Origin of the sequence: Idiomarina sp. PL1-037, from assembly GCF_034422975.1 — a bacterium.
Lineage (GTDB): Bacteria > Pseudomonadota > Gammaproteobacteria > Enterobacterales > Alteromonadaceae > Idiomarina.
Genome location: NZ_CP139873.1, coordinates 517,075 through 539,517, shown reverse-complemented (window position 1 = coordinate 539,517; position 22,443 = coordinate 517,075). Strand labels below are relative to the sequence as shown.

General features: G+C 48.9%; 21 protein-coding genes. 9 read left to right on the top strand and 12 right to left on the bottom strand.

All coding sequences use genetic code 11. From position 1 onward, the window contains the following. The first annotated feature begins 67 nt into the window (after nucleotides 1–67). The 6 genes from U0358_RS02555 to U0358_RS02530 all read left to right on the top strand — a co-directional run bounded on the left by U0358_RS02555 (nucleotide 68) and on the right by U0358_RS02530 (nucleotide 6,391). Nucleotides 68–619, top strand: a complete 552-nt coding sequence (locus U0358_RS02555) for a DUF2726 domain-containing protein (RefSeq protein WP_317497908.1) — start codon at nucleotides 68–70, stop codon at nucleotides 617–619. A gap of 24 nt (nucleotides 620–643) precedes the next feature. Beyond that, nucleotides 644–1,600, top strand: a complete 957-nt coding sequence (locus tag U0358_RS02550) for a cobalamin biosynthesis protein CobD/CbiB (RefSeq protein WP_322406904.1) — start codon at nucleotides 644–646, stop codon at nucleotides 1,598–1,600. Nucleotides 1,601–1,649: 49 nt separating this feature from the next. Continuing rightward, a complete protein-coding gene (locus tag U0358_RS02545) occupies nucleotides 1,650–2,660 on the top strand; it encodes an adenosine kinase (protein WP_317497906.1) in 1,011 nt (336 codons plus the stop codon). 48 nt (nucleotides 2,661–2,708) lie between these two features. Then, entirely contained in the window at nucleotides 2,709–4,088 is a 1,380-nt protein-coding gene (gene ahcY, locus U0358_RS02540; protein WP_317497905.1) for an adenosylhomocysteinase, read from the top strand. After that, complete coding sequence (locus tag U0358_RS02535) at nucleotides 4,088–4,657, top strand: GNAT family N-acetyltransferase (protein WP_322406903.1); 570 nt, start codon at nucleotides 4,088–4,090, stop codon at nucleotides 4,655–4,657. The genes ahcY and U0358_RS02535 overlap by 1 nt, the downstream gene beginning before the upstream one ends. 414 nt (nucleotides 4,658–5,071) lie before the next feature. Then, nucleotides 5,072–6,391: an NAD(P)/FAD-dependent oxidoreductase gene (locus U0358_RS02530; RefSeq protein ID WP_322406902.1), complete on the top strand. Its 1,320-nt coding sequence runs from the start codon at nucleotides 5,072–5,074 to the stop codon at nucleotides 6,389–6,391. Nucleotides 6,392–6,754: 363 nt separating this feature from the next. On the opposite strand, the gene U0358_RS02525 is transcribed toward U0358_RS02530, so the two are convergent. The 8 genes from U0358_RS02525 to rplU form a co-directional block, all read right to left on the bottom strand. Then, a complete protein-coding gene (locus U0358_RS02525; protein ID WP_322406901.1) occupies nucleotides 6,755–7,900 on the bottom strand; it encodes an ABC transporter permease in 1,146 nt (381 codons plus the stop codon). Then, entirely contained in the window at nucleotides 7,900–8,634 is a 735-nt protein-coding gene (locus U0358_RS02520; RefSeq protein WP_317497901.1) for an ATP-binding cassette domain-containing protein, read from the bottom strand. The genes U0358_RS02525 and U0358_RS02520 overlap by 1 nt, the downstream gene beginning before the upstream one ends. A gap of 3 nt (nucleotides 8,635–8,637) precedes the next feature. Further along, on the bottom strand, nucleotides 8,638–10,083 hold the full coding sequence (locus U0358_RS02515) for an alpha/beta hydrolase (protein ID WP_322406900.1): 1,446 nt from the start codon (nucleotides 10,081–10,083) through the stop codon (nucleotides 8,638–8,640). Between the two features lie 147 nt (nucleotides 10,084–10,230). Then, a complete protein-coding gene (locus U0358_RS02510) occupies nucleotides 10,231–10,605 on the bottom strand; it encodes a DUF3718 domain-containing protein (RefSeq protein WP_317497899.1) in 375 nt (124 codons plus the stop codon). Nucleotides 10,606–10,715: 110 nt separating this feature from the next. Beyond that, on the bottom strand, nucleotides 10,716–11,216 hold the full coding sequence (gene folA / locus U0358_RS02505; protein ID WP_317497898.1) for a type 3 dihydrofolate reductase: 501 nt from the start codon (nucleotides 11,214–11,216) through the stop codon (nucleotides 10,716–10,718). A 41-nt stretch (nucleotides 11,217–11,257) separates the two neighbouring features. Continuing rightward, complete coding sequence (gene cgtA / locus U0358_RS02500; RefSeq protein WP_317497897.1) at nucleotides 11,258–12,412, bottom strand: Obg family GTPase CgtA; 1,155 nt, start codon at nucleotides 12,410–12,412, stop codon at nucleotides 11,258–11,260. Between the two features lie 116 nt (nucleotides 12,413–12,528). Next, nucleotides 12,529–12,786: a 50S ribosomal protein L27 gene (gene rpmA, locus U0358_RS02495; RefSeq protein WP_317497896.1), complete on the bottom strand. Its 258-nt coding sequence runs from the start codon at nucleotides 12,784–12,786 to the stop codon at nucleotides 12,529–12,531. Between the two features lie 15 nt (nucleotides 12,787–12,801). Continuing rightward, complete coding sequence (gene rplU, locus U0358_RS02490; RefSeq protein ID WP_317497895.1) at nucleotides 12,802–13,113, bottom strand: 50S ribosomal protein L21; 312 nt, start codon at nucleotides 13,111–13,113, stop codon at nucleotides 12,802–12,804. A 192-nt stretch (nucleotides 13,114–13,305) separates the two neighbouring features. Here rplU and ispB point away from each other — a divergent pair, with 192 nt between their 5' ends. Continuing rightward, nucleotides 13,306–14,277 (top strand): octaprenyl diphosphate synthase, encoded by a 972-nt coding sequence (gene ispB, locus U0358_RS02485; RefSeq protein WP_322407453.1) that lies wholly within the window; start codon nucleotides 13,306–13,308, stop codon nucleotides 14,275–14,277. Nucleotides 14,278–14,802: 525 nt separating this feature from the next. On the opposite strand, the gene mdh is transcribed toward ispB, so the two are convergent. Continuing rightward, nucleotides 14,803–15,735: a malate dehydrogenase gene (gene mdh, locus U0358_RS02480; protein ID WP_322406899.1), complete on the bottom strand. Its 933-nt coding sequence runs from the start codon at nucleotides 15,733–15,735 to the stop codon at nucleotides 14,803–14,805. 187 nt (nucleotides 15,736–15,922) lie between these two features. Here mdh and argR point away from each other — a divergent pair, with 187 nt between their 5' ends. Then, on the top strand, nucleotides 15,923–16,396 hold the full coding sequence (argR, locus tag U0358_RS02475) for a transcriptional regulator ArgR (RefSeq protein ID WP_011233732.1): 474 nt from the start codon (nucleotides 15,923–15,925) through the stop codon (nucleotides 16,394–16,396). Here the strand turns inward: argR and U0358_RS02470 are convergent. Beyond that, nucleotides 16,372–17,337, bottom strand: coding sequence for a Dyp-type peroxidase (locus U0358_RS02470; protein WP_322406898.1), 966 nt, complete (start codon nucleotides 17,335–17,337; stop codon nucleotides 16,372–16,374). The genes argR and U0358_RS02470 overlap by 25 nt on opposite strands. A 116-nt stretch (nucleotides 17,338–17,453) precedes the next feature. Here U0358_RS02470 and U0358_RS02465 point away from each other — a divergent pair, with 116 nt between their 5' ends. After that, nucleotides 17,454–19,196 carry a DUF885 domain-containing protein gene (locus U0358_RS02465; protein ID WP_322406897.1) on the top strand — a complete coding sequence of 581 codons (1,743 nt, stop codon included), beginning with the start codon at nucleotides 17,454–17,456 and terminating at the stop codon, nucleotides 19,194–19,196. Between the two features lie 165 nt (nucleotides 19,197–19,361). Here the strand turns inward: U0358_RS02465 and U0358_RS02460 are convergent, their stop codons facing one another. Continuing rightward, the gene (locus tag U0358_RS02460) at nucleotides 19,362–19,547 is read right to left on the bottom strand and encodes a hypothetical protein (RefSeq protein WP_317497891.1); all 186 of its coding nucleotides are present in this window, start codon (nucleotides 19,545–19,547) and stop codon (nucleotides 19,362–19,364) included. Between the two features lie 229 nt (nucleotides 19,548–19,776). Then, on the bottom strand, nucleotides 19,777–22,365 hold the full coding sequence (acnB, locus tag U0358_RS02455; RefSeq protein ID WP_317497890.1) for a bifunctional aconitate hydratase 2/2-methylisocitrate dehydratase: 2,589 nt from the start codon (nucleotides 22,363–22,365) through the stop codon (nucleotides 19,777–19,779). Nucleotides 22,366–22,443 lie beyond the last annotated feature (78 nt).

Genomic DNA, 22,443 nt, shown 5'->3' with positions numbered 1-22,443 from the left:
AGCCATAGCTGGCACAGCTTTTGCTTCACACCTCACAGAGCGTCAATTTTCTGATGAGGTGTGAAAAATGGAAATTATTCTGTTGTTGTTTGTTGTGGTGTTAATTGCGGTGGCTATTATTGCCAGCCGAATGTCTGAAAACTATGTGCCCTACCCCTATAAGCTAAAAGATGTAGCTTTGTGCACTGCTCAGGAAGATCAGTTTTTGACACTATTGGAAAAGTCCGTCGGCGACAGCTTCCGCATATTCACCAAAGTTCGTTTAAGCGACATTGTTACCGTGCGCTCAGGTTTATCTTCTACCGCACGCAAAGATGCCCACACCAAAGCCAGCCAACGCATTCTTGACTACGTATTGTGTGACATTCACACCATGCAGGTTAAAGCTGCTATAGAGCTGGAACCAGGTCAGTCATCACTTAACCAGCAAAAGCGTAACTTGTTTTTGAAAAACACCTTGGCCGCTGCCGGACTACCTTTCCTGCGCTTTAAAGCGAAGCCCGGTTATCGCGTTGCCGAACTGCACGACTACATTCACGGTAAAATTCGCCAGTCTGAACATGTGCGCGCTGCAGTACCAACGAATAAAGATAAGAATAACCAGCCGATTGCCGCTTAACTTTCTCCGTGGCAGTATAGCTGCATGAACACGGAACTTTTAACCGACATTTTATTATCACCTGTTGCTCTGGCTCTGCTGGCTTTGCTGGCAGAGCGCTGGTTTCCCTGGCCAGAGCAGTGGCATCCCTTTGCCGTTTTGCGGCTAATGGCCGCCTACATGAGCGGCAAGGTTAACAAGCCCAAGCGCCCTGTCGGTCAGCAGCGTCTTGCCGGTTTTTTAGCCTGGTTAACTATGTCGCTGCTGGTGCTGCTGCCAGCGGCTATTGTCTTTGCCGGTGCTGAAGTGGAACTTGCCATTGGCTGGCTTATTTTATTGGTCAGTTTGCGTCAGCAACCCGTTATTCATGCCGTACGCTTAGCAGACAGCCACTTACAACGTGGGCGTAAAAATGCCGCCCGCGCCTGGCTAAGCCGCATAACCTGGCGCGACTGCGATTTACTGAGTGAACACGGCATTGCAAAAACCAGCATCGAACTGCGCGCGACCAGTATTCTGGAACATCGTTTTACTCCGTTACTGTTTTGGTTTGTTGGCGGGCCACTGGCGGCACTCGGAGTACGAACCCTTTCTGAACTGACTCAGGTGTGGCCGGTTGCACAGGTAAAATACCGACAGTTTGGTCTTGCAACGCACTGGCTTCACACCATAACGCATTTCTTACCATCCTTTTTACTGGCCCTTGCAGCACGGTTTATAGCGCTATTTCAGCGCAATAAGTTCAAGCTGCAACCGTTAAAGCGTAACCCTTTGTTCTCTACAGTTTTGCTCAGCTGGATACAAAGCTTCAGCTATTGCCATCGGGTAAGTTTAGGAGGGCCTATACAAGTGCAGGGAATTCGTATTTCAAGACAGCGTTTTGCCGGACGGCCCGCGGAGCTTTTAATACCCAGAGCTTCCCGCTGGCAAAGGCAATGGCAGGGCTTTCTTGTTACTTGTCTGGTTATTACATTTTTTGCCCTGTTGATTTATCGACCCTGAGTAACTCATCGGGTATACTACCCGCCTGATAAGGCAACCATTTAATACTATGAAAACCATTGATGTAATCGGCATTGGCAATGCGCTGGTGGATCAGGAGTTTGAGGTCTCTGAGGACTTCCTGCAGAAGCACGATTTAAAAAAAGGCATGATGGAGCTGATTGATGAAGACGCTCAAAACACTCTGATTGCAGAACTAAGCCAGCTGGGCGAGTTGAAAAAGCAAAGCGGCGGTGGCTCAGCCGCTAACTCGTTAGTGGCTTTCGCTCAATTTGGCGGCAAAGCCTACTACTGCTGTAAAGTTGCTGACGACGAAGCCGGCATGTTTTACCGTCAGGATTTGGAAAGAATAGGCATAGAAACCAGCCTTCACCAGCAGAAGAACCAAGGCACGACTGGTCGCTGTCTGGTAATGGTGACTCCTGATGCCGAACGCACCATGCGGACTCATTTGGGCATAACGGCCGATTTATCTACCGTTGAAATTGACGACCATGCCATTGCAGCGGCAGACTACCTTTATATAGAGGGTTATTTAATTACCTCAGAAATTGCGCGCGGCGCGATTCAACATGCGAAAAAGGTAGCCCGGGAAAACAATACAAAACTGGTTATGACCTGCTCTGATCCTGCCATGGTGAAGTTTTTCCGCAGCGGAATTGATGAAATTCTGGACGGTGGTGTCGATTTAATGTTCTGTAACCGTGAAGAAGCAGAATTATTAACAGGTAAGGACGATCCTCAGGCCGCTTTATCCGTATTATTAGAGCAGGCCGACACGGTTGCTATTACCTTAGGTAAAGACGGTGCTGTAATTGCCAACCGCGAACGCCAGGTGCATATTCCGGGCGTACCGGTTGAAGCCATTGATACCAATGGCGCTGGTGATATGTTTGCAGGTGCTATGCTTTATGGCTTAACGCGTAATATGTCGCTGGAAGACGCGGGTCGTTTAGCCAGTCATGCGTCTGCTGAACTGGTCACAAAGTTTGGCGCCCGACTGAGTAAAGACCGACAACAGCAATTAATTGAGCGTGTTATGAACGCTCAAACGGCTTGAATTTACTGAAAAATTCACTGACAGAAATCACTGAAAAAGAGAGTCGCTATGAGTGCAGAAGATTGGCAAGATTATAAAGTAGCAGATATTAGCTTAGCCGAATGGGGCCGCAAGGAAATTGCGATTGCTGAATCTGAAATGCCGGCGTTGATGACTATCCGCCGCAAATACGCTGACAGCAAGCCGCTGGCCGGCGCCCGTATTATTGGTTGTATCCATATGACCATTCAAACAGCCGTGTTGATTGAAACATTGCTTGAACTGGGTGCCGAAGTGCGCTGGTCTTCATGCAACATTTTCTCCACTCAGGACCATGCTGCTGCGGCTATGGCTGCTGCCGGTGTACCGGTATTTGCCTGGAAAGGTGAAACCGAAGAAGAATACGAATGGTGCTTGAAGCAGACTTGCCATAAAGACGGCGAGTTGTGGGATGCCAACATGATTCTGGACGATGGCGGTGATTTAACCCTGATGATCCACGATGAATTCCCGCAGATGCTGGAAAAAGTTCACGGCATTACTGAAGAAACCACCACGGGTGTTCACCGTTTGCTGGACATGCTGGAAAAGGGCACTTTGAAAGTACCCGCCATTAACGTGAATGATGCCGTCACTAAGTCAAAAAATGACAACAAGTACGGCTGCCGTCACTCATTAAACGACGCGATTAAACGCTCTACTGACCACTTATTGTCAGGCAAGAAAGCTCTGGTTGTTGGTTATGGCGACGTAGGTAAAGGTTCTGCCGCGAGTTTACGTCAGGAAGGCATGATTGTTAAAATCAGCGAAATTGACCCAATTTGCGCCATGCAAGCCTGCATGGACGGCTTTGAAGTGGTTTCTCCTTACCTTGAAGGTAAAAATACCGGTAACGGCGAGAACATTAACAAAGACTTACTGGGCAATACCGACCTAATTGTGACCACGACCGGTAATATGGACGTTTGTGACCGTCACATGCTGGCGGCACTTAAGTCTACCGCTCTGGTTTGCAACATTGGCCATTTTGATAACGAAATTGATACGGCCTTTATGCGTAAAAACTGGCGTTGGGAAGAAATTAAGCCACAAGTTCATAAAATTTACCGTTCAGACGACGACAACGATTACCTGATTCTGTTAGCCGAAGGCCGTTTGGTCAACTTAGGTAACGCAACCGGTCACCCAAGCCGTATTATGGATGGTTCATTTGCTAACCAGGTACTTGCTCAAATTCACTTGTTCGAGCAAAAATTTGCCGACATGGAAATTAAGAAGCAGGAAGAGTATCTGCGTGTAGAAGTTCTGCCTAAGCAACTGGACGAAGAAGTTGCGCGTTATATGGTGCAGGGCTTCGGCGGAGTTATCACTCAGTTGACAGCAGATCAGGCTAACTACATTCATGTTGATGCAGAAGGTCCGTTCAAGACAGACGAGTACCGCTACTAATGAGCGATATCATTTATCGTAAAATAACGGCTGCCGATATGGCGGCCGTTATTGATCTGGCCAACGAAGTTCATGGTGAAAATTACCTGAATGAAGACAGCTTTCAGAAGTATTTAGCCGGCGGAACCGCCGGTAACGTTCAGTTAAACTGGATAGCTCTGCGCGCCGATACCCCTTTAGGTATACGGATTACTCTGGCGCCCGGACAATGGCCAATTGATGATTTTTGCACCCCAGACGCCTGGCCCATTCCTGCCGAGAAGCTGTGCTACTTTAAGTCCGCCGCCGTGTCGGAAAAAGCGCGCGGCCTGGGTATAGGCAAGGAACTGTTATTCCGTAGTATCGATGCCGCCAAAGAGCTGGGCTGCCGTGGTGGTTTAGCGCACATTTGGATGCAGAGCCCCAATAACAGCGCCTATGAGTATTTCACTCGCTGTGGCGGAGAAATGATTAAACAACATGAAAAGCGCTGGTACAAAGCCTCAGTAGAAGACGGCTACTACTGCCCTGTGTGCGACGGCACCTGCTACTGCGACGCCGGCGAAATGCTGCTGAAATTCGATACGTAAGGCGGCGGTGAAAGAGCGCTGAGGTTGCATGGGCTTGGGGGCAGACTGCTCACTTGTTTCGCTTGAGCATTGAAGGCCTCTGTGGCGGAGACGCGACGAGCTCATCCATGAGGGCTTGACGAAGGCCATCCATGGCCTTCGACACTCCACCACAGAGGCCTTCAACACTCTTAACGCTCACAAGTGAACAATCTGCCCCTTTTTCCTCCCTCATAACAGCTTAAGTTGGCTTTTTACCTGAGGCGGGAGATAGTGAGCGCGCGAACGGTTGCATAGGGCTATTGTGGAGGTGTGCAGCGCCATGGATGGCGCTGCCCAAGCCCTACAGGGATGTATTCACGGGCGTCCTCCACAATAGTCCTTGTAACCTCAGCGCTCGCTGTCTTCCTTCTCCGTTTTTATAGGTGGGTGATTATGTATGATCCTTTGGTTGATGCGCCTCCGGGGCCTCATGATGCTCCTGAGCCGAGTTACTGGCAGCAGCATACGCAAGCAGACTTCCCGGAGTGTGTTGATGCGCCGGAGAAAGTGGAGTTTGCTGTTATTGGAGCTGGGTACACGGGTTTAAACGCTGCCCGGGTTCTGGCTGAAAACGGACATTCTGTTGCCGTTTTTGAAGCCAACCAACTGGCCTGGGGTTGTTCGTCGCGTAATGCTGGTTTTGTGATGAAAAGCACCGGCCGACTGGGCTTGTCGGCCTGGGCTGAACGCCTGGGTACTGATATTGCGCGAGGCATTGCAGGCGAACATCAAAAGGCACTTCAACTCATTGAAGAAACTTTGCGTTATTGCCCGGAGCAGTGCCAGCGCCAAAACGGTGGTTATCTGAAAATAGCGCACAAACCTGGCGCCATTGGTCCGTTAAAGCAACAATATGAGCAGCTCAGGCAATTTAACCAGCCGGTGGAATGGCTAACTCAACAGCAATTAAGCAACATTATTTCAAGCCCGCAGGCGCACGCTGCCTTACGCTTCACTGACTGTTTTGCTTTGAACCCCATGTTACTGGCGGCAGCGACGGCTAGACGGGCCACCGCTGCGGGCGCACAGTTAGTTGAACACAGTCCGGTGACTAAAGCCGTGTCGCTTGGCGGCAAAGGCGTGTACCTGCAAACCGCGAAAGGCGCTATACGCGCTCGTAAGCTGTTGGTTTGTTCTAATGGCTATACCTCAGGGCAGTTACTGCCGGAGCTTGCCAGCCGCTCGTTACCGGTGCTCTCAAGCATTATTACTACCCCACCTCTGAGTGAAGAGCAGGTTGAGAGCATTAAGCTGTCACCCCGGTATGCCATAATGGATACTCGTATTCTGAAGTACTACTTCCGTTTACTGCCGGATAACCGATTGTTGTTTGGTGGTCGTGGTGCCATTCAGGGGAAAAATGCCGCCAACCCGGTTTATGCTAAACGCTTATTGCAGGCCTTGCACCAAACCTTTCCGCAACTGCGGGGAGTGAACAAGTGGGAGCATTTCTGGAGCGGCTGGGTCAGTGTGTCACTCGACGATTACCCGCGAGTAGGCAAAGTAAAGGCTAATATCTACGCCAGCATGGGCTACTGCGGTGCCGGTGTCAGCTTTACCGCCCTGGCCGGCCAACGACTGGCAGAAGCCGCCATGGAACAACCCCTGCCAGAACTACCTTACTACCAGTCTCAACTAAAGCCGTTCCCACTCCCCCGCTTCCGCCGTCTGGCCCAATGGCTCTACTACCACTACGGCCGCCTACGCGACTGAGCAGGGACGGGGCATGCTGCTCACTTGTTTCGCTGGAGCGTTGAAGGCCTCGGTGACGGAGACGCAACGAGCTCATCCATGAGGGCTTGACGAAGGCCATCCATGGCCTTCGACACTCCGCCACCGAGGCCTTCAACACCCGTAACGCTCACAAGTGAACAGCCTGCCCTTTTAACCTTTCTCATAACGGCTCAGATTGGCTTTTTATCTGAGGTGGAGGATAGCGAGCGCGCCGACGGTTACATAGGGCTATTGTGGAGGTGTGCAGCGCCATGGATGGCGCTGCCCAAGCCCTACACGGATGTATTCACGGGCGTCCTCCACAATAGTCCTTGTAACCTCAGCGCTCGCTATTCAGCTCAGCTACAAGCCGAAGACGATTTTTTCGCTTTTGAGCATTCGGGCTATGTATTTCATTAGCAGCAATGCGGCTGCCAGAGTGGCTATTGCGCTGATTACTGTTCCCATTACATTCACGTTCTCGCCGCGTATCAGTGACAAAAATGCCTGATGCTGACCGGTTAGTGGCAGGTAGTAGAGGATCGGGTTTTTAAGTCGCGCAAATTCCACACCAAAAGAAGCCGCCATTGGAATGACCAGTAAGAAGCTAATATAAGTCTGTGCTTCTTTGAAGTTTTTAGCGCGGAAGGACACGAACAATTGCAGCGCGGTCGCAAGCAGAGCCAGCGGCACCAGCAGAGCGAACATCAGTACCATCATACCCACGCTAAAGTTCACGTTCATGCCAATTTCGTGCAGTGGAACGTAGGCAAATATAATGGGGATAAGCACCAGCGACAGTATCGCCCCAAATAGTGAGAAGGTTGTTGCGGTCAGAGCTTTACCGGTAACGATGTCCCAGGTGCTTAACGGTTGACTCAGCAAAAACTCAAGCGAATTACGTTCACGCTCACCTGCACTGATATCGATAGCGACATTCATACCAGACCAGAACACGGACAGAATAATAAACACCAGTACACTGCCCATAATCAAGGCCGCTTTTGAGCCCCGGGTTGCTAAGTCTTGCTTTTGCAGTTGTATTGGTTGCACAACACGCGGATCAACTCCCCGTAATGTCAATCGGTAAGCCGCTATTTGACTCGAGTACGCCTGCACTGCCTGCTCTACACGCTTAATTTCGGTTTGCTGCTTTTGTGCCGACCAGTCAGCGCGCAAGGTGACCTCTACCGGTTCGGCTTTACTAACGCTTTCCTGCCAGTTTTCAGGCAAAGTAAGGACTATAGGCGTTTCGGTTTTTGCCCATTCACCCTGTTTCTGGACGACTCCTCGTTCGTTAAGAAAATCAACCAGCTGAGGTGCGTTTTCTTCACCTTCAATAGTAATTTCAACGTCCGCCGGATCGGTCAGCTGCGTTATTAAGAAAAAAAAGGCTACCGCCATTAATAAAGGTCCGAAAAACGCATAAGACATTGCCGCTAAAACAGAGCGTTTATCACGGATAGCGTCCCGGAATTCTTTTTTCCATACAGAAGTTAATGCACTCATCAGGCTGCTATCCCCTCGTCGGTACCGATAATTTTAACGAAGGCATCTTCCAACTGTTGCTCGCCGGTCATGTCACAAAGTTCCTGTGGTGTTCCTTCAGCTGCAACTTTGCCTTTTGCCATAACCACCACTCGGTCGCATAGCGCAGCAACTTCCTGCATAACGTGGCTGGAAAACAAGATACAGGTGCCTTGAGCGCGTTGTTCGCGCAACACATCTCGTAAAATTCGGGTACTCATAACGTCCAGACCTCGACTGGGCTCATCCAGAATCAAGTGCTTCGGGCTGTGTACTAAAGCCTGAGCCAGTGCAACTTTCATCCGCTGGCCTTGTGAAAACCCTGCTGTTCGGCGGTCTGCAAGCTCTTTAATATCCAGTTTATCTATCACCTTCTCAACCGCCTGCTTTTGCTCCATGCCTTTTAGCCCGTGTAGTCCGGCGAAATAAGCCACTTGCTCGCGCACGGTTAAACGTTCGTATAAGCCAAACTTATCAGGAAATATGCCGAGGTTACGGCGTGCACCAATAGGATTCTGGTTGGCGTCAACACCTTCAATTTCTGCCTTGCCGGTATCAGCCTGCAATAGCCCGTAAATAATACGAAGACACGTGGTTTTTCCTGCACCGTTGGGTCCGAGAAGACCGGTAATTTCGCCATCTTTTGCCTGAAATGATAGAGAATCCAGCGCTTGCACATTTTTAAATGTTTTTGTCAGTGCATCTACGTTTATCATTATTTATAGCCCCGCTGCATTCTGGTTCAGTACAAATGGCTTAAGTCTTTGTTCTTTTAAGCAGCCGCCGTCAATATTTTCGACAGAACCTTGCTCGATAAAATCGGCAATAAGCTGATTAGCGCAGGTATGACTGGCAATAGTATGTCCCGCGTTAGGTGCAACCAGGTGTTTACTGTTGGGTAAAGTTCTATGAGCTATTTCTCCCCATTCTGGAGGCGTCACCGGATCCAGCTCTCCCGATAACAGTAAAACAGGTTTATCACTGACAACAGGATCGGACCAGTAAGCAGGGACACTTGATGACTGCCAGCCCGCACACATATCAACAAAGGCATCACCTGTACGGCTACCAATAAACTGATTGTTACCGTCCTCGGCAAAAAGCTCCGGAGTCGCCCGGGGTAAATCTTCGCCACACACAACCGACAGCATAAGTCCGAGGTAAATACTGTTCTGCGACATAGTACCGCCCATCAAACCCAGTATGGCGTGGTGGCTTCCTTCAGCTGCAGAATGAATGGCGTAGGGCAATAGTTGACGAGTATTGGGGTGATATAAGGCAACACGGATAATTGAGCTGAAACGTCCGGGGGTCAGTTTTATCTCAAGCGGCTCAAATGAGAGGGGGTCACGCGTTTCCAGCAGTATATCCCCGGTTTCCAGCTCATTCATAACCTCATAATATTCTTGCTCTAGGTTAGGGAACTTTTCGTGACATGGGCTTTGTTCGGAACAATCCTTGAGCATTTCGTCAAACGCATCGGCTCCGTGCTGACCAAAAGGCCCAATGATTACCTGAGGCGGAGCCACAGCATCCAGGGTAGCCGTGCGAACTGAAGCAGGGGCTTCACGTAAATAGGTTAGACCGACGCGGGTTCCATAAGACCCGCCATAAAGGTTCAGTTGCTCTATACCCAAATGTTCACGTACCCGTTCAAAGTCTTTTACGGCGTTAACGGTATGATATTGCGTGGTGTCTGTATCGGGGTACTGCTCCTGACACTCGCGACTCAAGGCTTTAAGATCCTGCTCATCGTCAGCACGTATCAACTCATCCGGACGCTCAATGTCACATTCAAGCGGATGACTTTTGCCCGTACCGCGCTGATCAATTAGAAGAATATCGCGTTTCTGACGCACGGCTTCAAACATACGCGCTATCATTGGAGTTAATTCAGTAGCAGCCTGACCCGGCCCACCGGCCAGAATGAGCATAGGATCGGCTTGCGCTCCCTCCTGAATAGCCGGAAGAATAGCGTAATAAATACCAATATGTTTGCCGTCAGGCTGTTCGTAGTTTTCTGGAACTGAAACTGTGCCACAATGCAGTTTCTCTTGCACACCAGGTAAATAACAGCTCGAAGCTTCATTTGATGTTGTCTGTGCCTGACCACTAAGCGGCACCAGACCCAGTAGCAGTAGCGATAATGCCATCCATTGTTTCATAGCGATTCCGTTTATATATGCAACGGATCTATTGTCGTAGAGAACAGGGGAGAATTACAAGGTAAGTCACTGATTGATTTGTTAGAAGATGTAAAAAAAGCCCGCAAAAAATTGCAGGCTTTTAGAAAATAACTTTGTCGGTGCTAATTACAGGCCAGCGCGATCTTTAATTGCTACAGCAATTGCACTGCTGCCGTGACCGTTAGATTGCGCCCATTCGTAGTCGCCAGAAGCTTTCAGTTCGTCTACTGACAAACGACCAACGATGAACTCACCAATGTCTTGTGAACCGTTAGCCATGGCAAATTGCAATAAGCTTTGACCGTTGCACTGAATGCCAGTGTAAATATCACGCACGCGTACACGAGCATCACGTAATTTTTTACGCATACGCATGGTGTCATCACCTTGCACGTATGTGCATAAGCTTAAGGCTAATTCATTTGCCTCTGCGCTTTTTGAAAAAGTTACGCCTGTTGCCGCAACGGCAGCCATCATGGTGCCTAATACAATTGCTTTCATCTAAAACCCCATCACAAGATTGTTCAAAAATTCATCAAGATGATACTACGAACTCGAGCTTGCTGCAATGGCTTAAAATTCAGGTAAGTTACTGAATTTATAACTTCTTATTAACTTACCTTGTCGAAAATAAGAGTACTAAAGTTATGGGTGTTACGTTCATCAGCGGCAAAGTTTTGCCGCTCTACCTCTTGCCAGTCGCCGACTTCATGATAATCGGGGAAATAGGTATCTCCCTCAACATTTAGTTCTATTTTAGTAACATATAGTCGGTCTGCGAGGGGTAAAAATTTTTCATAAATTTTTCCTCCGCCAATCACCATCAGCTCATCAACCGGTCCTGCAGCGGCGATTGCCTGTTGCACCCCTGACACCCAAACCACAGGGCTGTCCTGATTTTCCGAACGATCCGTTCGACGGCTTAGAACGATATTCTTACGACCGGGCAAAGGACGACCAATTGATTCGAAAGTTCTGCGTCCCATAACAATTGGCTTACCCAAGGTAATTTTTTTGAAATATTGCAGCTCGTCCGGCAGGTGCCATGGCATTTTGTTGTCTTTTCCGATAACCCGGTTATCGGCCATAGCCACCACGAGTGATATTTTCATTCGGCGATACCCTTAATGCTTAGCCTGACGTTTACGTCAGGCTACTTCTGATAAATGACTTCGACGTCGTGATCATCATCATCGTCGTCATCTTCATCGTCCAGTTCTTCTTCCATAACTTCTTCGTGATAGGTGTCCCACATAAACTCGACGGGATCAGCCTCTTCCTGCTTTTCTGTATCAGGCGCAGGCAAGGTTTCCAGATAGGACATAACTTCACGACAAAGCGCATCACTGCCTCGCCCTTCCAGCGCAGCAATTTGGAATACCGGACCGTCCCAATCTAATGCTTTAACCAGTTCATCAACTTTTTCCTGAACTTCTTCATCCAGTAACAAGTCGACTTTATTGATGACCAGCCAGCGTGGCTTTTCTGCCAGCTTAGGACTGTATTTTTCCAGTTCATTGATGATAATGCGCGCCTGCTCAGCAGGGTCGGTTTCATCAAACGGTGCTAAATCGACCAGGTGCAACAATAAGCCACAACGCTCTAAGTGTTTCAGGAATTGTATGCCAAGTCCTGCGCCTTCAGCCGCGCCTTCAATAAGGCCCGGAATATCGGCAATAACAAAACTTTGATGCGGCGCGGGACGCACAACACCCAGGTTTGGTATCAGAGTCGTAAATGGATAGTCGGCTACTTTAGGTCGTGCAGCGGAAACCGAACGAATAAAAGTCGATTTACCGGCATTAGGCATACCCAGCAACCCCACATCAGCCAGCAACATCAGTTCCAGCTTTAGCGGGCGTACCTCACCAGGAGTGCCGTCGGTTTTTTGTCTTGGAGCGCGGTTTATACTGCTTTTGAAACGTGTATTACCCAGACCATGGAAACCACCTTTGGCCACCATCAAACGCTGACCGTGTTTCGTCAAATCGCCAAGAACTTCGCCTGTATCGATATCGGTAGCCCGGGTACCTGGAGGAACTGGCAGCACTATGTCGTTACCACGTCTGCCCGTACAGTTTTTACCCATACCGTTTTTACCGCGCTCAGCTTTATGAAAACGTTCAAAACGATAGTCGATAAGGGTATTCAGGTTTTCATCTGCCTGCAGATAAACGTCACCGCCGTCGCCACCATCGCCGCCGTCAGGGCCGCCTTTGGGAATATATTTTTCGCGACGGAAACTGATACAACCATTACCACCGTCACCCGCGTCTACGCGGATTTCTACTTCATCAACGAATTTCATCGCAATCTGCTACTTATCACTTGTCGAATACTGTGCAAAATTCTAGCACATATGAAAAAGCCCCGCCGTAAGGCAGGGCTTTCAGAACCGAAACTTTTCAGTTTATGTTCGCGTTATTAATCAGTAATAACACTCACATATTTACGGTTTTTGCTGCCCTTCACTTCAAAAGACACTTTGCCCTCTGAGGTTGCAAACAATGTGTGGTCTTTACCAATGCCAACGTTACTTCCAGCATGGAACTTAGTACCACGTTGGCGAACCAGGATGTTGCCTGCTAATACAGACTCACCACCGAAGCGCTTAACACCGAGACGTTTACTCTCTGAGTCGCGACCGTTTTTAGTAGAACCACCAGCCTTTTTATGTGCCATGTCGTTACCCCTTAATTAGCTGTTGATACCAGTGATTTTCACTTCCGTGAACCACTGACGATGGCCTTGTTGACGGCGAGAATGCTTACGACGACGGAACTTAACGATTTTAACTTTATCGCCACGACCGTGATCAATCACTTCCGCTTTCACTTTACCACCGGATACGAACGGAGCACCGATGTTTACATCGCTGCCGTCTGAAACCATCAAAACCTGGTCGAATTCAACTACATCACCGGTAGCTGCTTCCAGTTTTTCCAGGCGGACGATTTGGCCTTCAGACACACGGTGCTGCTTACCGCCACTTTGGAATACTGCGTACATATTATTCTCCACAACCCTATTGGGCATCCAAATTCAAATCAGGGCGCGAATTGTACGTAATCCCGCCATCGATCGCAACCCTTAATTTGAACTTAAAAGCAGCGCCGCTTAACGCGGATTGAGTTTCCGCTCCGCTATAAATAGTGTACCATCTGTTTTCCGTTAAATTTTGTAAATAAACAGATATCTATGATCGATATGCAGTCCATTAACGCATTAGCCAAAGACGATATGCTTGGCGTTAATGCTTTAATAGGTGAACAACTTCAATCGGATGTTGCCCTAATTAACCAGTTAGGCCTTTACATTGTCAACAGTGGTGGTAAACGCTTACGCCCACTGCTTGCCATATTAGCTTGCCGGGCCCTGGGTTATGAAGGTAACGATCACCGCAAACTTGCGACAATTATCGAGTTTATTCATACCGCGACCCTGCTGCACGACGATGTCGTCGATGAGTCGGAACTGCGCCGCGGACGTAAAACCGCCAACGCAGTGTTTGGTAATGAGGCCAGCGTTCTGGTTGGTGACTTCCTTTATACCCGCGCTTTTCAGTTAATGGTCGACTTAGACTCCCTGCGGATACTGCGTATTTTAGCGGATGCCACCAACGTTATTTCTGAAGGTGAAGTGCTGCAGTTAATGAACTGTAACGACCCCGATACCTCAGAAGCCAGTTACTTTAATGTCATTTACGGTAAAACCGCCAAGCTGTTTGAAGCTGCAACAGAGCTGGCCGGCGTATTAACCGCACAAAACGAAAAAGTAACGCAGCAACTGGCCGATTACGGTCGTTATTTGGGTACCGCATTTCAGTTGGTGGACGACCTACTGGATTACACCGCGGACAGCGAATCGATGGGCAAAAACGCCGGTGATGACCTAGCAGAAGGTAAGCCGACACTGCCGTTATTGTACGCCATGTGGCACGGCAACGAAGTAGAACAAAAGCTGATTCGCGAAGCCATTGAACAAGGTGACGGACGTGAGCACTTACAAACCGTGCTAACTGCAATGGAGCGCACCGGTGCATTGCAATACACTCGCGACAAAGCTTTAGAAGCCGCCGAACAAGCGCGCGAGTCCCTAAGCGAACTGCCGGACTCCGACTACAAACAAGCCCTGCTCACTCTAACCCACCTGGCAGTCGACCGGGTAGCTTAGAGGAAGGAAATGCCTTGGGGGGATCGGGTTCTGTTTCGGAGGACGCCCGTGAATACATCCCTGTAGGGCTTGTGTAGCGCCATCCATGGCGCTACACACCTCCGAAACAGAACCCTTCCCGCTTTAGGCATTTCCATTTAGCATCGCCATCCATGGCCTTCTACACTCCGCCAGAGAAATCTTCAACACTCGTAACGCTCGCAATCCAACAGCCTGCCCCTTTTAAGCATCTTCTAGCCTGATAATTAAAAAACTAACGCTGTGTATCAATTGGAATATTTGAGCGTACGTCTAGCTGGAAAAATATTGGGGAAGGTCAATATTGGCGAAAAGCCGTTGCAGGATTATCTGGAGAAAGTGCTGAGATAACTTTCAGCAAATAGCGTGGAAATGTTGGGGCGGCTATTACAGGAGCGTCGAAGGCCAGGGACGGCCTTCGTCGAGCGCTCATGGATGAGCTTGTAGCGTCTCCTGTAATAGCCGCCCCAATATTTTCAAAAGCGGATTACTGAAAGTTTTTTCAGCTTAGCTGGCGAAGTCGATGCCAGTTTGGATGTCGCCTTTCAGTCCATCTAGCATGTCGTCCATGCATTTTTGTTCGAATTCACTTAGCTTGCCGTAAGACAGAATTTCTTCGGCGCCATTTTTGCCTAAGCGTACTGGCTGTGCGAAGAACTTAGCGTTGTCGCCAGGGCCTTCTACGTAGGTGCATTCAATAGTGTCCTGACCTTGTAGGCCTTTCAGCAGTGACAGGGCAAAGCGTGCTGCTGCCTGACCCATAGACAGGGTTGCTGAACCGCCGCCAGCTTTAGCTTCGACAACTTCAGTACCGGCATTCTGGATACGGTGAGTTAAGTCTTTGATTTCTTGTTCAGTGAACTCAACGCCTTCCACCTGAGACAGCAATGGCAGAATAGTTGTACCACTGTGACCGCCAATTACCGGAACTTCTACGTTTTCTGGGTTCAGACCACGCAGTTCGCCTACAAAGGCTTCTGAACGAATAACGTCAAGTGTGGTAACACCGAACAGCTTACGCTTGTCGTAGCAACCCGCTTGCTTCAGTACTTCAGCAGCGATTGGAACGGTGGTGTTTACTGGGTTCGTAATGATACCAACGCAGGCGTCAGGGCAGTTGTCTGCTACGCCCTGTACTAAGTTTTTAACGATGCCTGCGTTCATGTTGAACAGGTCAGAGCGATCCATACCTGGCTTACGTGGTACGCCGGCAGGAATTAATACAATGTCGCTGCCCACTAATGCTGATGCTAAGTCGTCTTTACCGAAGCCTGTTACTTTCACGTCGGTAGGGATATGACTTAAGTCAACCGCCACACCTGGAACTACTGGCGCAACGTCATACAACGACAATTCTGAACCTGCTGGTAATTGGGTTTTCAGAAGCAATGACAATGCCTGGCCGATACCACCGGCCGCACCTAATACGGCTACTTTCATCTCAGACTCCGTTTTTGTTGGTCAATTTAAACTGCTTAAAAATGCAGGATTTGGGGCAAAACTGTACTCTTATATCAGTAAAAATACAACTTTGCCCGATACATATTCAGCACTCGAATAGCGCATCTTTATGCAGTACACTGTCCATAATTATAGCATGGAAACAGCATAGGAATTTGACACTCAAATGGTGCAGGACACGTTACTCGAAGCTTTTAAAACCTTGCTCCGCGAAGAGCGGTACGGCTCGCAGGGAGAAATTGTTAATGCCTTGAAAGCCGAGGGCTTTGATAACATTAGTCAGTCTAAAGTGTCGCGCATGTTGAGTAAGCAAGGAGCGGTTCGTACCCGCAATGCAAAGCAGGAAATGGTTTACTGTTTACCACCTGATTTAGCCGTGCCTTCCACCCGGGCGCCATTAAGCCAGCTTGTACTGGATATTCAGCATAATGATGTAATGGTCATTATTCGCACAAGTCCGGGGGCTGCCCAGTTAATTGCCCGGTTGCTGGATTCCGTCGGTAAAAAAGAAGGCGTGCTAGGCACTATTGCCGGCGACGACACGATTTTTATTGCACCGCTTAAAGTGGCTGATATTGAATTCACTCTGCGAAAAGTACGTGAGCTGTTCGCAAATCAGGCGGTGCTGCCCTCTTCATAGTCCACTATGTCTTCGGCAACTTCTTTGTTCGCTTCCATAAAGCGCATTGAAGGAACAAAAAAACCGGAGCTGGATACGGCTTGTGAGTAATCAAGTAAGGGGTCGTAAGCCCCTTGTTCGTCGGCGTAATAACGGTTCTTTAGCCACTGGACAACCCTTTTAGGCGAATGGCTAAAATACATGGCCAGAAGCCCCTGTTCGCGCAAGTCGCCCCACGGCATATTCTGCCGTAATAGTGGGATGGGCTGTTCGCTACTGTCAATTAAACGACTTTTCGCGGCGTGAGTGACACCTTCTATTTTGGCTTCTGATAGACGTTCACCGGATACTTTCTCACGCCCCATTAACTGCTCCTGCGTTTCCGGGCCTAAATAGTCCCAACGACGCAAGTCATGCCGAAACTTCTGCACGAATAAGTAGCTGCCGTCGACAAAGTCGGCGTCGTCCTGTACGTCAACTAACGCGACTTTACGCTTACGCATCCCCCGCGGGTTATCCGGTGCATCTATAAAGCCGGTTAAGTCGCGGCCGTCCAGATAACGGAAGGAACGGATTTGTTCAGCCACTTCAATGTCGTAGCCGAACCATTCCATCAGCGTGCGCCCGGCCAGATAGTTAGCATCGAAACGGTCACAGCGAATTTGTATGACAAGATCATAGGGGTGTCTAGGTGCTTCACGGTCTCCATCGCTAAGCTCAGGAAAAGCCTGCAAGTGTAGCGGTCGCTTATGGGGATAGAGAATATCCCAGTAGTCTGCCCCTATCCCAACAAAGCCTGTTAACATGCCTTCAGAGAAACGGGCGTCAAGATCGCGTAAAATAGCTGGAAAACGAGCTAACTTGCGACGTAAACTTTCTACGTCGTCGCTCATGACGTGACAAAACAACGTCAGACCATGCAGATTAGGTTCCGCGTAGACTCCTGACTGAGCTTTATCCACCCTATTCTCCCGTTTAACTGTTATTTTTGTGGGTTCGTTCTATTCGCTTTTACATTAATTAGCGCAAGAGGCATTATAGAATGCCTGTATTCGTTATGACACCGCAAGGAAAAATCATGCGTAATCTGATACTTATTTTTGGTTTGCTGGGCGTTACAGCCTGCACCACCACAGCTGATAACCAAACCCAGCGTAGCAGCACACAACAACAAAGTGCTGCTGCTGAGTTTCATCAACTGGCTGACACTATCTGGGAAGAACTGAATAAGTCCAGCGATACTGAGCTGACCGATATGTCACCGGAAGCGTTAGAAAAACGCTACCAACAACGCTCAAAGTGGCTCGAACAGCTTAACGCCGTTAACCTTAACGCGCTTAGCCGGGATGACCAAATCAATCATGCGATGATCCATTATACGTTAAAAAACAAAGTGGATGAGTATCGTTTTAAAGCACACTACATGCCATTAACGGCAGAAGGAAGCTTCCACAGTTCTTTAGCTTTTATGCCATCGTACACTTCGTTCTCTTCAGCTGAGGACTATCAAAATTACATTGCGAAACTGCGTTCAATTCCACGTTATATGGAACAACAAACGCATTGGTTACGTAAAGCGATAGAGGAAGGTTATACGCAACCAGCCGCTGCTATGGCTGGCTTTGAAGAAAGCATACTGGCCTACATTGTACAAGATGCCGACCAAAGCGTGTATTTCTCGCCATTTTCTGATCAACCGGGTTTTATTAATGACCAGCAGTGGAAGCAGCTAAAAGAAGATGCGTTAACCGCTATTGATCAGCAAGTTATGCCGGCGTATGACGACTACTTTAACTTTATGGTCACAGAGTATCTGCCGAACTCTCGTGAGAGTGTTGGTGCCAGCGAGCTACCAAACGGCGATGCTTTCTACCAGAACAGAATTAAACATTACACCACGCTTGATATGAGCGCTGACGAAATCCATGAAATTGGATTGCAGGAAGTTGCTCGTATTCGCGGCGAGATGCTGGAAGTTATTGAGGAAACCGGTTTTGACGGTAACTTTGACGAGTTTGTCGACTTTTTACGTACAGATGACCAGTTTTACCCGGAAACTGCAGAAGAGTTATTGGAGTATGCCGCCTGGATAGCGAAGAAAATGGACGGTGAACTTCCAAAACTGTTTAAAACCTTACCCCGCCAGCCTTACGGTATAGCACCGGTACCTGCTGAGATCGCCCCCAAATACACAACCGGCCGTTATTCAGGTTCAAGCCGGGATGACCGCGCGGGATTCTACTGGGTAAATACCTACGCGCTGGACCGCCGTCCGCTTTACCAGATGGAAGCCTTAACTCTGCACGAAGCAGTACCGGGACACCATTTACAAAGCGCTATAGCGAACGAACTGAAAGACTTACCGGAATACCGCCAGCAAACTTATATTTCCGCTTTTGGTGAAGGCTGGGGTTTGTACTCTGAGTACCTGGGTCTGGAAGCCGGTTTCTATGAAGACCCTTACAGCAACTTTGGTCGTTTAAGCTACGAAATGTGGCGTGCGGCGCGCTTAGTGGTGGATACCGGTATGCATGCCAAAGGCTGGAGCCGTGAGCGAGCAATGGAGTTTATGGCCAATAATACTGCGTTGTCACTTCATAATGTGAAAACCGAAATTGACCGTTACATTACCTGGCCTGCACAAGCCCTTTCGTACAAGCTGGGCGAACTGACCATTAAGCGTTTGCGTGCAGAAGCCGAGCAACAGCTGGGTAATAAGTTCGATATTCGTGAATTCCACGATGCGGTACTGGAAAACGGCAGCGTACCACTGAAAGTACTCGAGCAGCACATCAACAACTGGATTGCTGAGCAGAAATAACGGCATTGAACCATGAGTGCTGAGGTTACAAGGGCTTTTCCGGAGGACGCCCGCAAGTACTTCCCTGTAGGGTTTGAGCAGCGCCATCCTTGGCGCTGCACACCTCCTGAAAAGCCCTTATAACCATCGGCGCACTCATTATTCACTGCCTAAATCAGCCTATTTTTAAGGCTCAAACTTCTTTGTTCCAACCTCACACCCTAATCTTTCTTTTGCTTCACTAAGAGACAGCAAGTTCTGGTTTCGGATATCCCGCTCAGCTAGATTCATTAGCTTAAGTGTGGCAATAGCTTCTTCGGCATTTAGTGATGCTGTGTTTTGCTTAATATGATGGATAGTTTTTATCTGCATAATTAACTCCTGCCAGACAAACTAAAGTATAGTCCATTAAGAAACGACCCGAAAATTAGGCACAAAAAAACCGCCGAAGCGGTTTTAGGTAAACTTATATGGGAATGAAAACACATTGTGGCCGGTAACAGGAAGTGTCTGGCGCCATGGATGGCGCCAGCCAAGCCTTACAGGGACGTACTTGCAGGCGTCTTCCTGTTACCGGTCATTATGTTTCCATTCCCCATCATTAAGCCACGTTGATGGTTGGGATGATGTTTTCCTTGGCCGCTTTTTCTGCGTCGCGGAAGGCATCCATCTGGTCGAAGTTCAGATATTTGTAGACTTCGCCAGCCATCGAATTGATGTCCTGTGCGTACTCCATGTATTCTTCCGGAGTTGGCAGGCGACCAACGATAGCACCGACAGCTGCAAGCTCTGCAGAAGTCAGGTAAACGTTTGCGCCATCACCCAGGCGGTTCGGGAAGTTACGCGTTGAGGTAGACAATACCGTTGCGCCTGGTTCTACCCGTGCCTGGTTACCCATACACAGTGAACAGCCCGGCATTTCCGTACGAACGCCGTTACGCTCATAAATGTCATAATAGCCTTCGGCTTCCAGCTGGGTTTTATCCATTTTCGTTGGTGGTGCAATCCACAAACGCGTGTTTAATGGGTCAGAGTTTTTCTCTAACAATTTGCCTGCTGCACGGAAGTGACCAATGTTGGTCATGCACGAACCAATGAAAACTTCATCGACGTTGTCGCCGGCAACTTCGCTGAGGAACTTCGCGTCGTCCGGGTCATTCGGGCAACAGACGATAGGCTCTTTAATCTCGTTCAGGTCAATTTCGATAACCGTTGAGTAGTCAGCGTCTTTATCTGCACGGGTCAGCTGTGGGTTTTCTAACCACTCTTCCATCTTACGGGCACGACGTTCCAGCGTACGCGCATCGCCGTAGCCTTCGTTTATCATCCAGCGCAGCATGGTGATATTAGAACGCAGGTACTCCGCAACAGACTCTTCAGACAAGTCGATAGTACAACCAGCCGCTGAACGTTCTGCAGAAGCGTCAGACAATTCAAAGGCCTGCTCTACAGTTAAGTGATCAAGACCTTCAATTTCTAAGATACGACCTGAGAAAATGTTTTTCTTGCCACGCTTATCAACGGTCAGGTGACCTTCTTTGATAGCAAACGCAGGAATGGCATGAACCAGGTCACGTAAAGTAATACCCGGCTGCATTTCGCCTTTGAAACGGACCAATACAGATTCAGGCATGTCCAGCGGCATAACACCGGTAGCTGCAGCAAAGGCAACCAGACCAGAGCCTGCCGGGAATGAAATACCCAGAGGGAAACGCGTGTGTGAGTCACCACCAGTACCAACAGTATCTGGCAACAACATACGGTTTAACCAGCTGTGGATGATACCGTCGCCAGGACGCAAACTTACGCCGCCACGGTTCATAATGAAGTCAGGTAAGGTGTGCTGAGTTTCAACGTCAACCGGCTTAGGATAAGCGGCGGTGTGACAGAACGACTGCATAACCAGGTCTGAGTTAAAGCCAAGGCATGCCAGGTCTTTTAGCTCGTCACGAGTCATAGGGCCAGTGGTATCCTGAGAGCCTACAGTCGTCATTTTAGGTTCACAGTAAGCCCCCGGGCGAACACCTTCCATGCCACAAGCTTTGCCGACCAGCTTCTGCGCCAGCGAGAAACCTTTACCGCTGTCTGCGGGTTGCTCTGGCTTACGGAATAAGTCTGATGGACCCATGCCCAGAGACTCACGTGCTTTTTCTGTCAGGCCACGGCCGATGATCAGGTTAATACGTCCACCGGCGCGTACTTCATCTAAAATGACACGGGATGCATAATCGTACTCAGCGATAACGTCGCCGGCTTCGTTCTCGATTTTGCCTTCGTATGGGTAAATAGTGATGATATCGCCCATGTTCATTTTTTCGACGTCGGCTTCAAATACCAACGCACCTGCGTCTTTCATGGTATTGAAGAAAATTGGAGCAACTTTAGAGCCAATACAGATACCGCCGGCACGTTTATTTGGTGTACCCGGCATGTCTTCGCCAATATTCCACAGTACTGAGTTGGTCGCAGATTTACGTGAAGAACCGGTACCCACTACGTCGCCAACGAAGGCAACCGGGTGACCTTTCTCTTTTAATTCTTCAATTTGCTTGCCTGCGTCAGTAATGCCTTCGCGTGGCATTTTGTACATCGCTTTGGCGTGCAGCGGAATGTCCGGACGAGACCAGGCATCCGGCGCCGGAGAAAGGTCATCGGTATTGGTTTCGCCAGTCACTTTAAAGACGGTAGCTTTAATTGATTTAGGCAGCTCGTCGCTGTTGGTGAACCATTCAGCATTGGCCCAGGATTCAACCACTTCTTTCGCCAGCGCATTACCGGCTTTCATTTTCTCTTCCACGTCGTGGAAAGCATCGAACATTAAGATGGTTTCTTTCAGCTCTTTTGCCGCCAGTTCAGCCAGCTGAGAGTCATCCAGCAACTCCACCAACGTGACGATGTTGTAACCACCGTGCATGTTGCCCAACAGTTTTACTGCGTATTCTTTGCTTACAACCGGACTTTCAATTTCGCCCTTAACTACGGCGCTTAAGAAGCCTGCTTTAACATAGGCAGCTTCATCCACACCCGGTGGTACACGCTCGGCCAGCAGCTCAACCAGAAAGTCTTCCTCGCCTGCTGGGGGATTTTTCAGTAACTCCACTAAATCGGCTACTTGCTCTGCGTTTAATGGCTTCGGAGGGATGCCTTCTGCGGCGCGCTCTTCTACGTGCTGACGATATTCTTTAAGCACTGATATTACCTCTCATTTGCTTGCATGAATTCTAGGCGGTTCATTAGTGCGGCGCATTATACGGATATTACTGTTAAA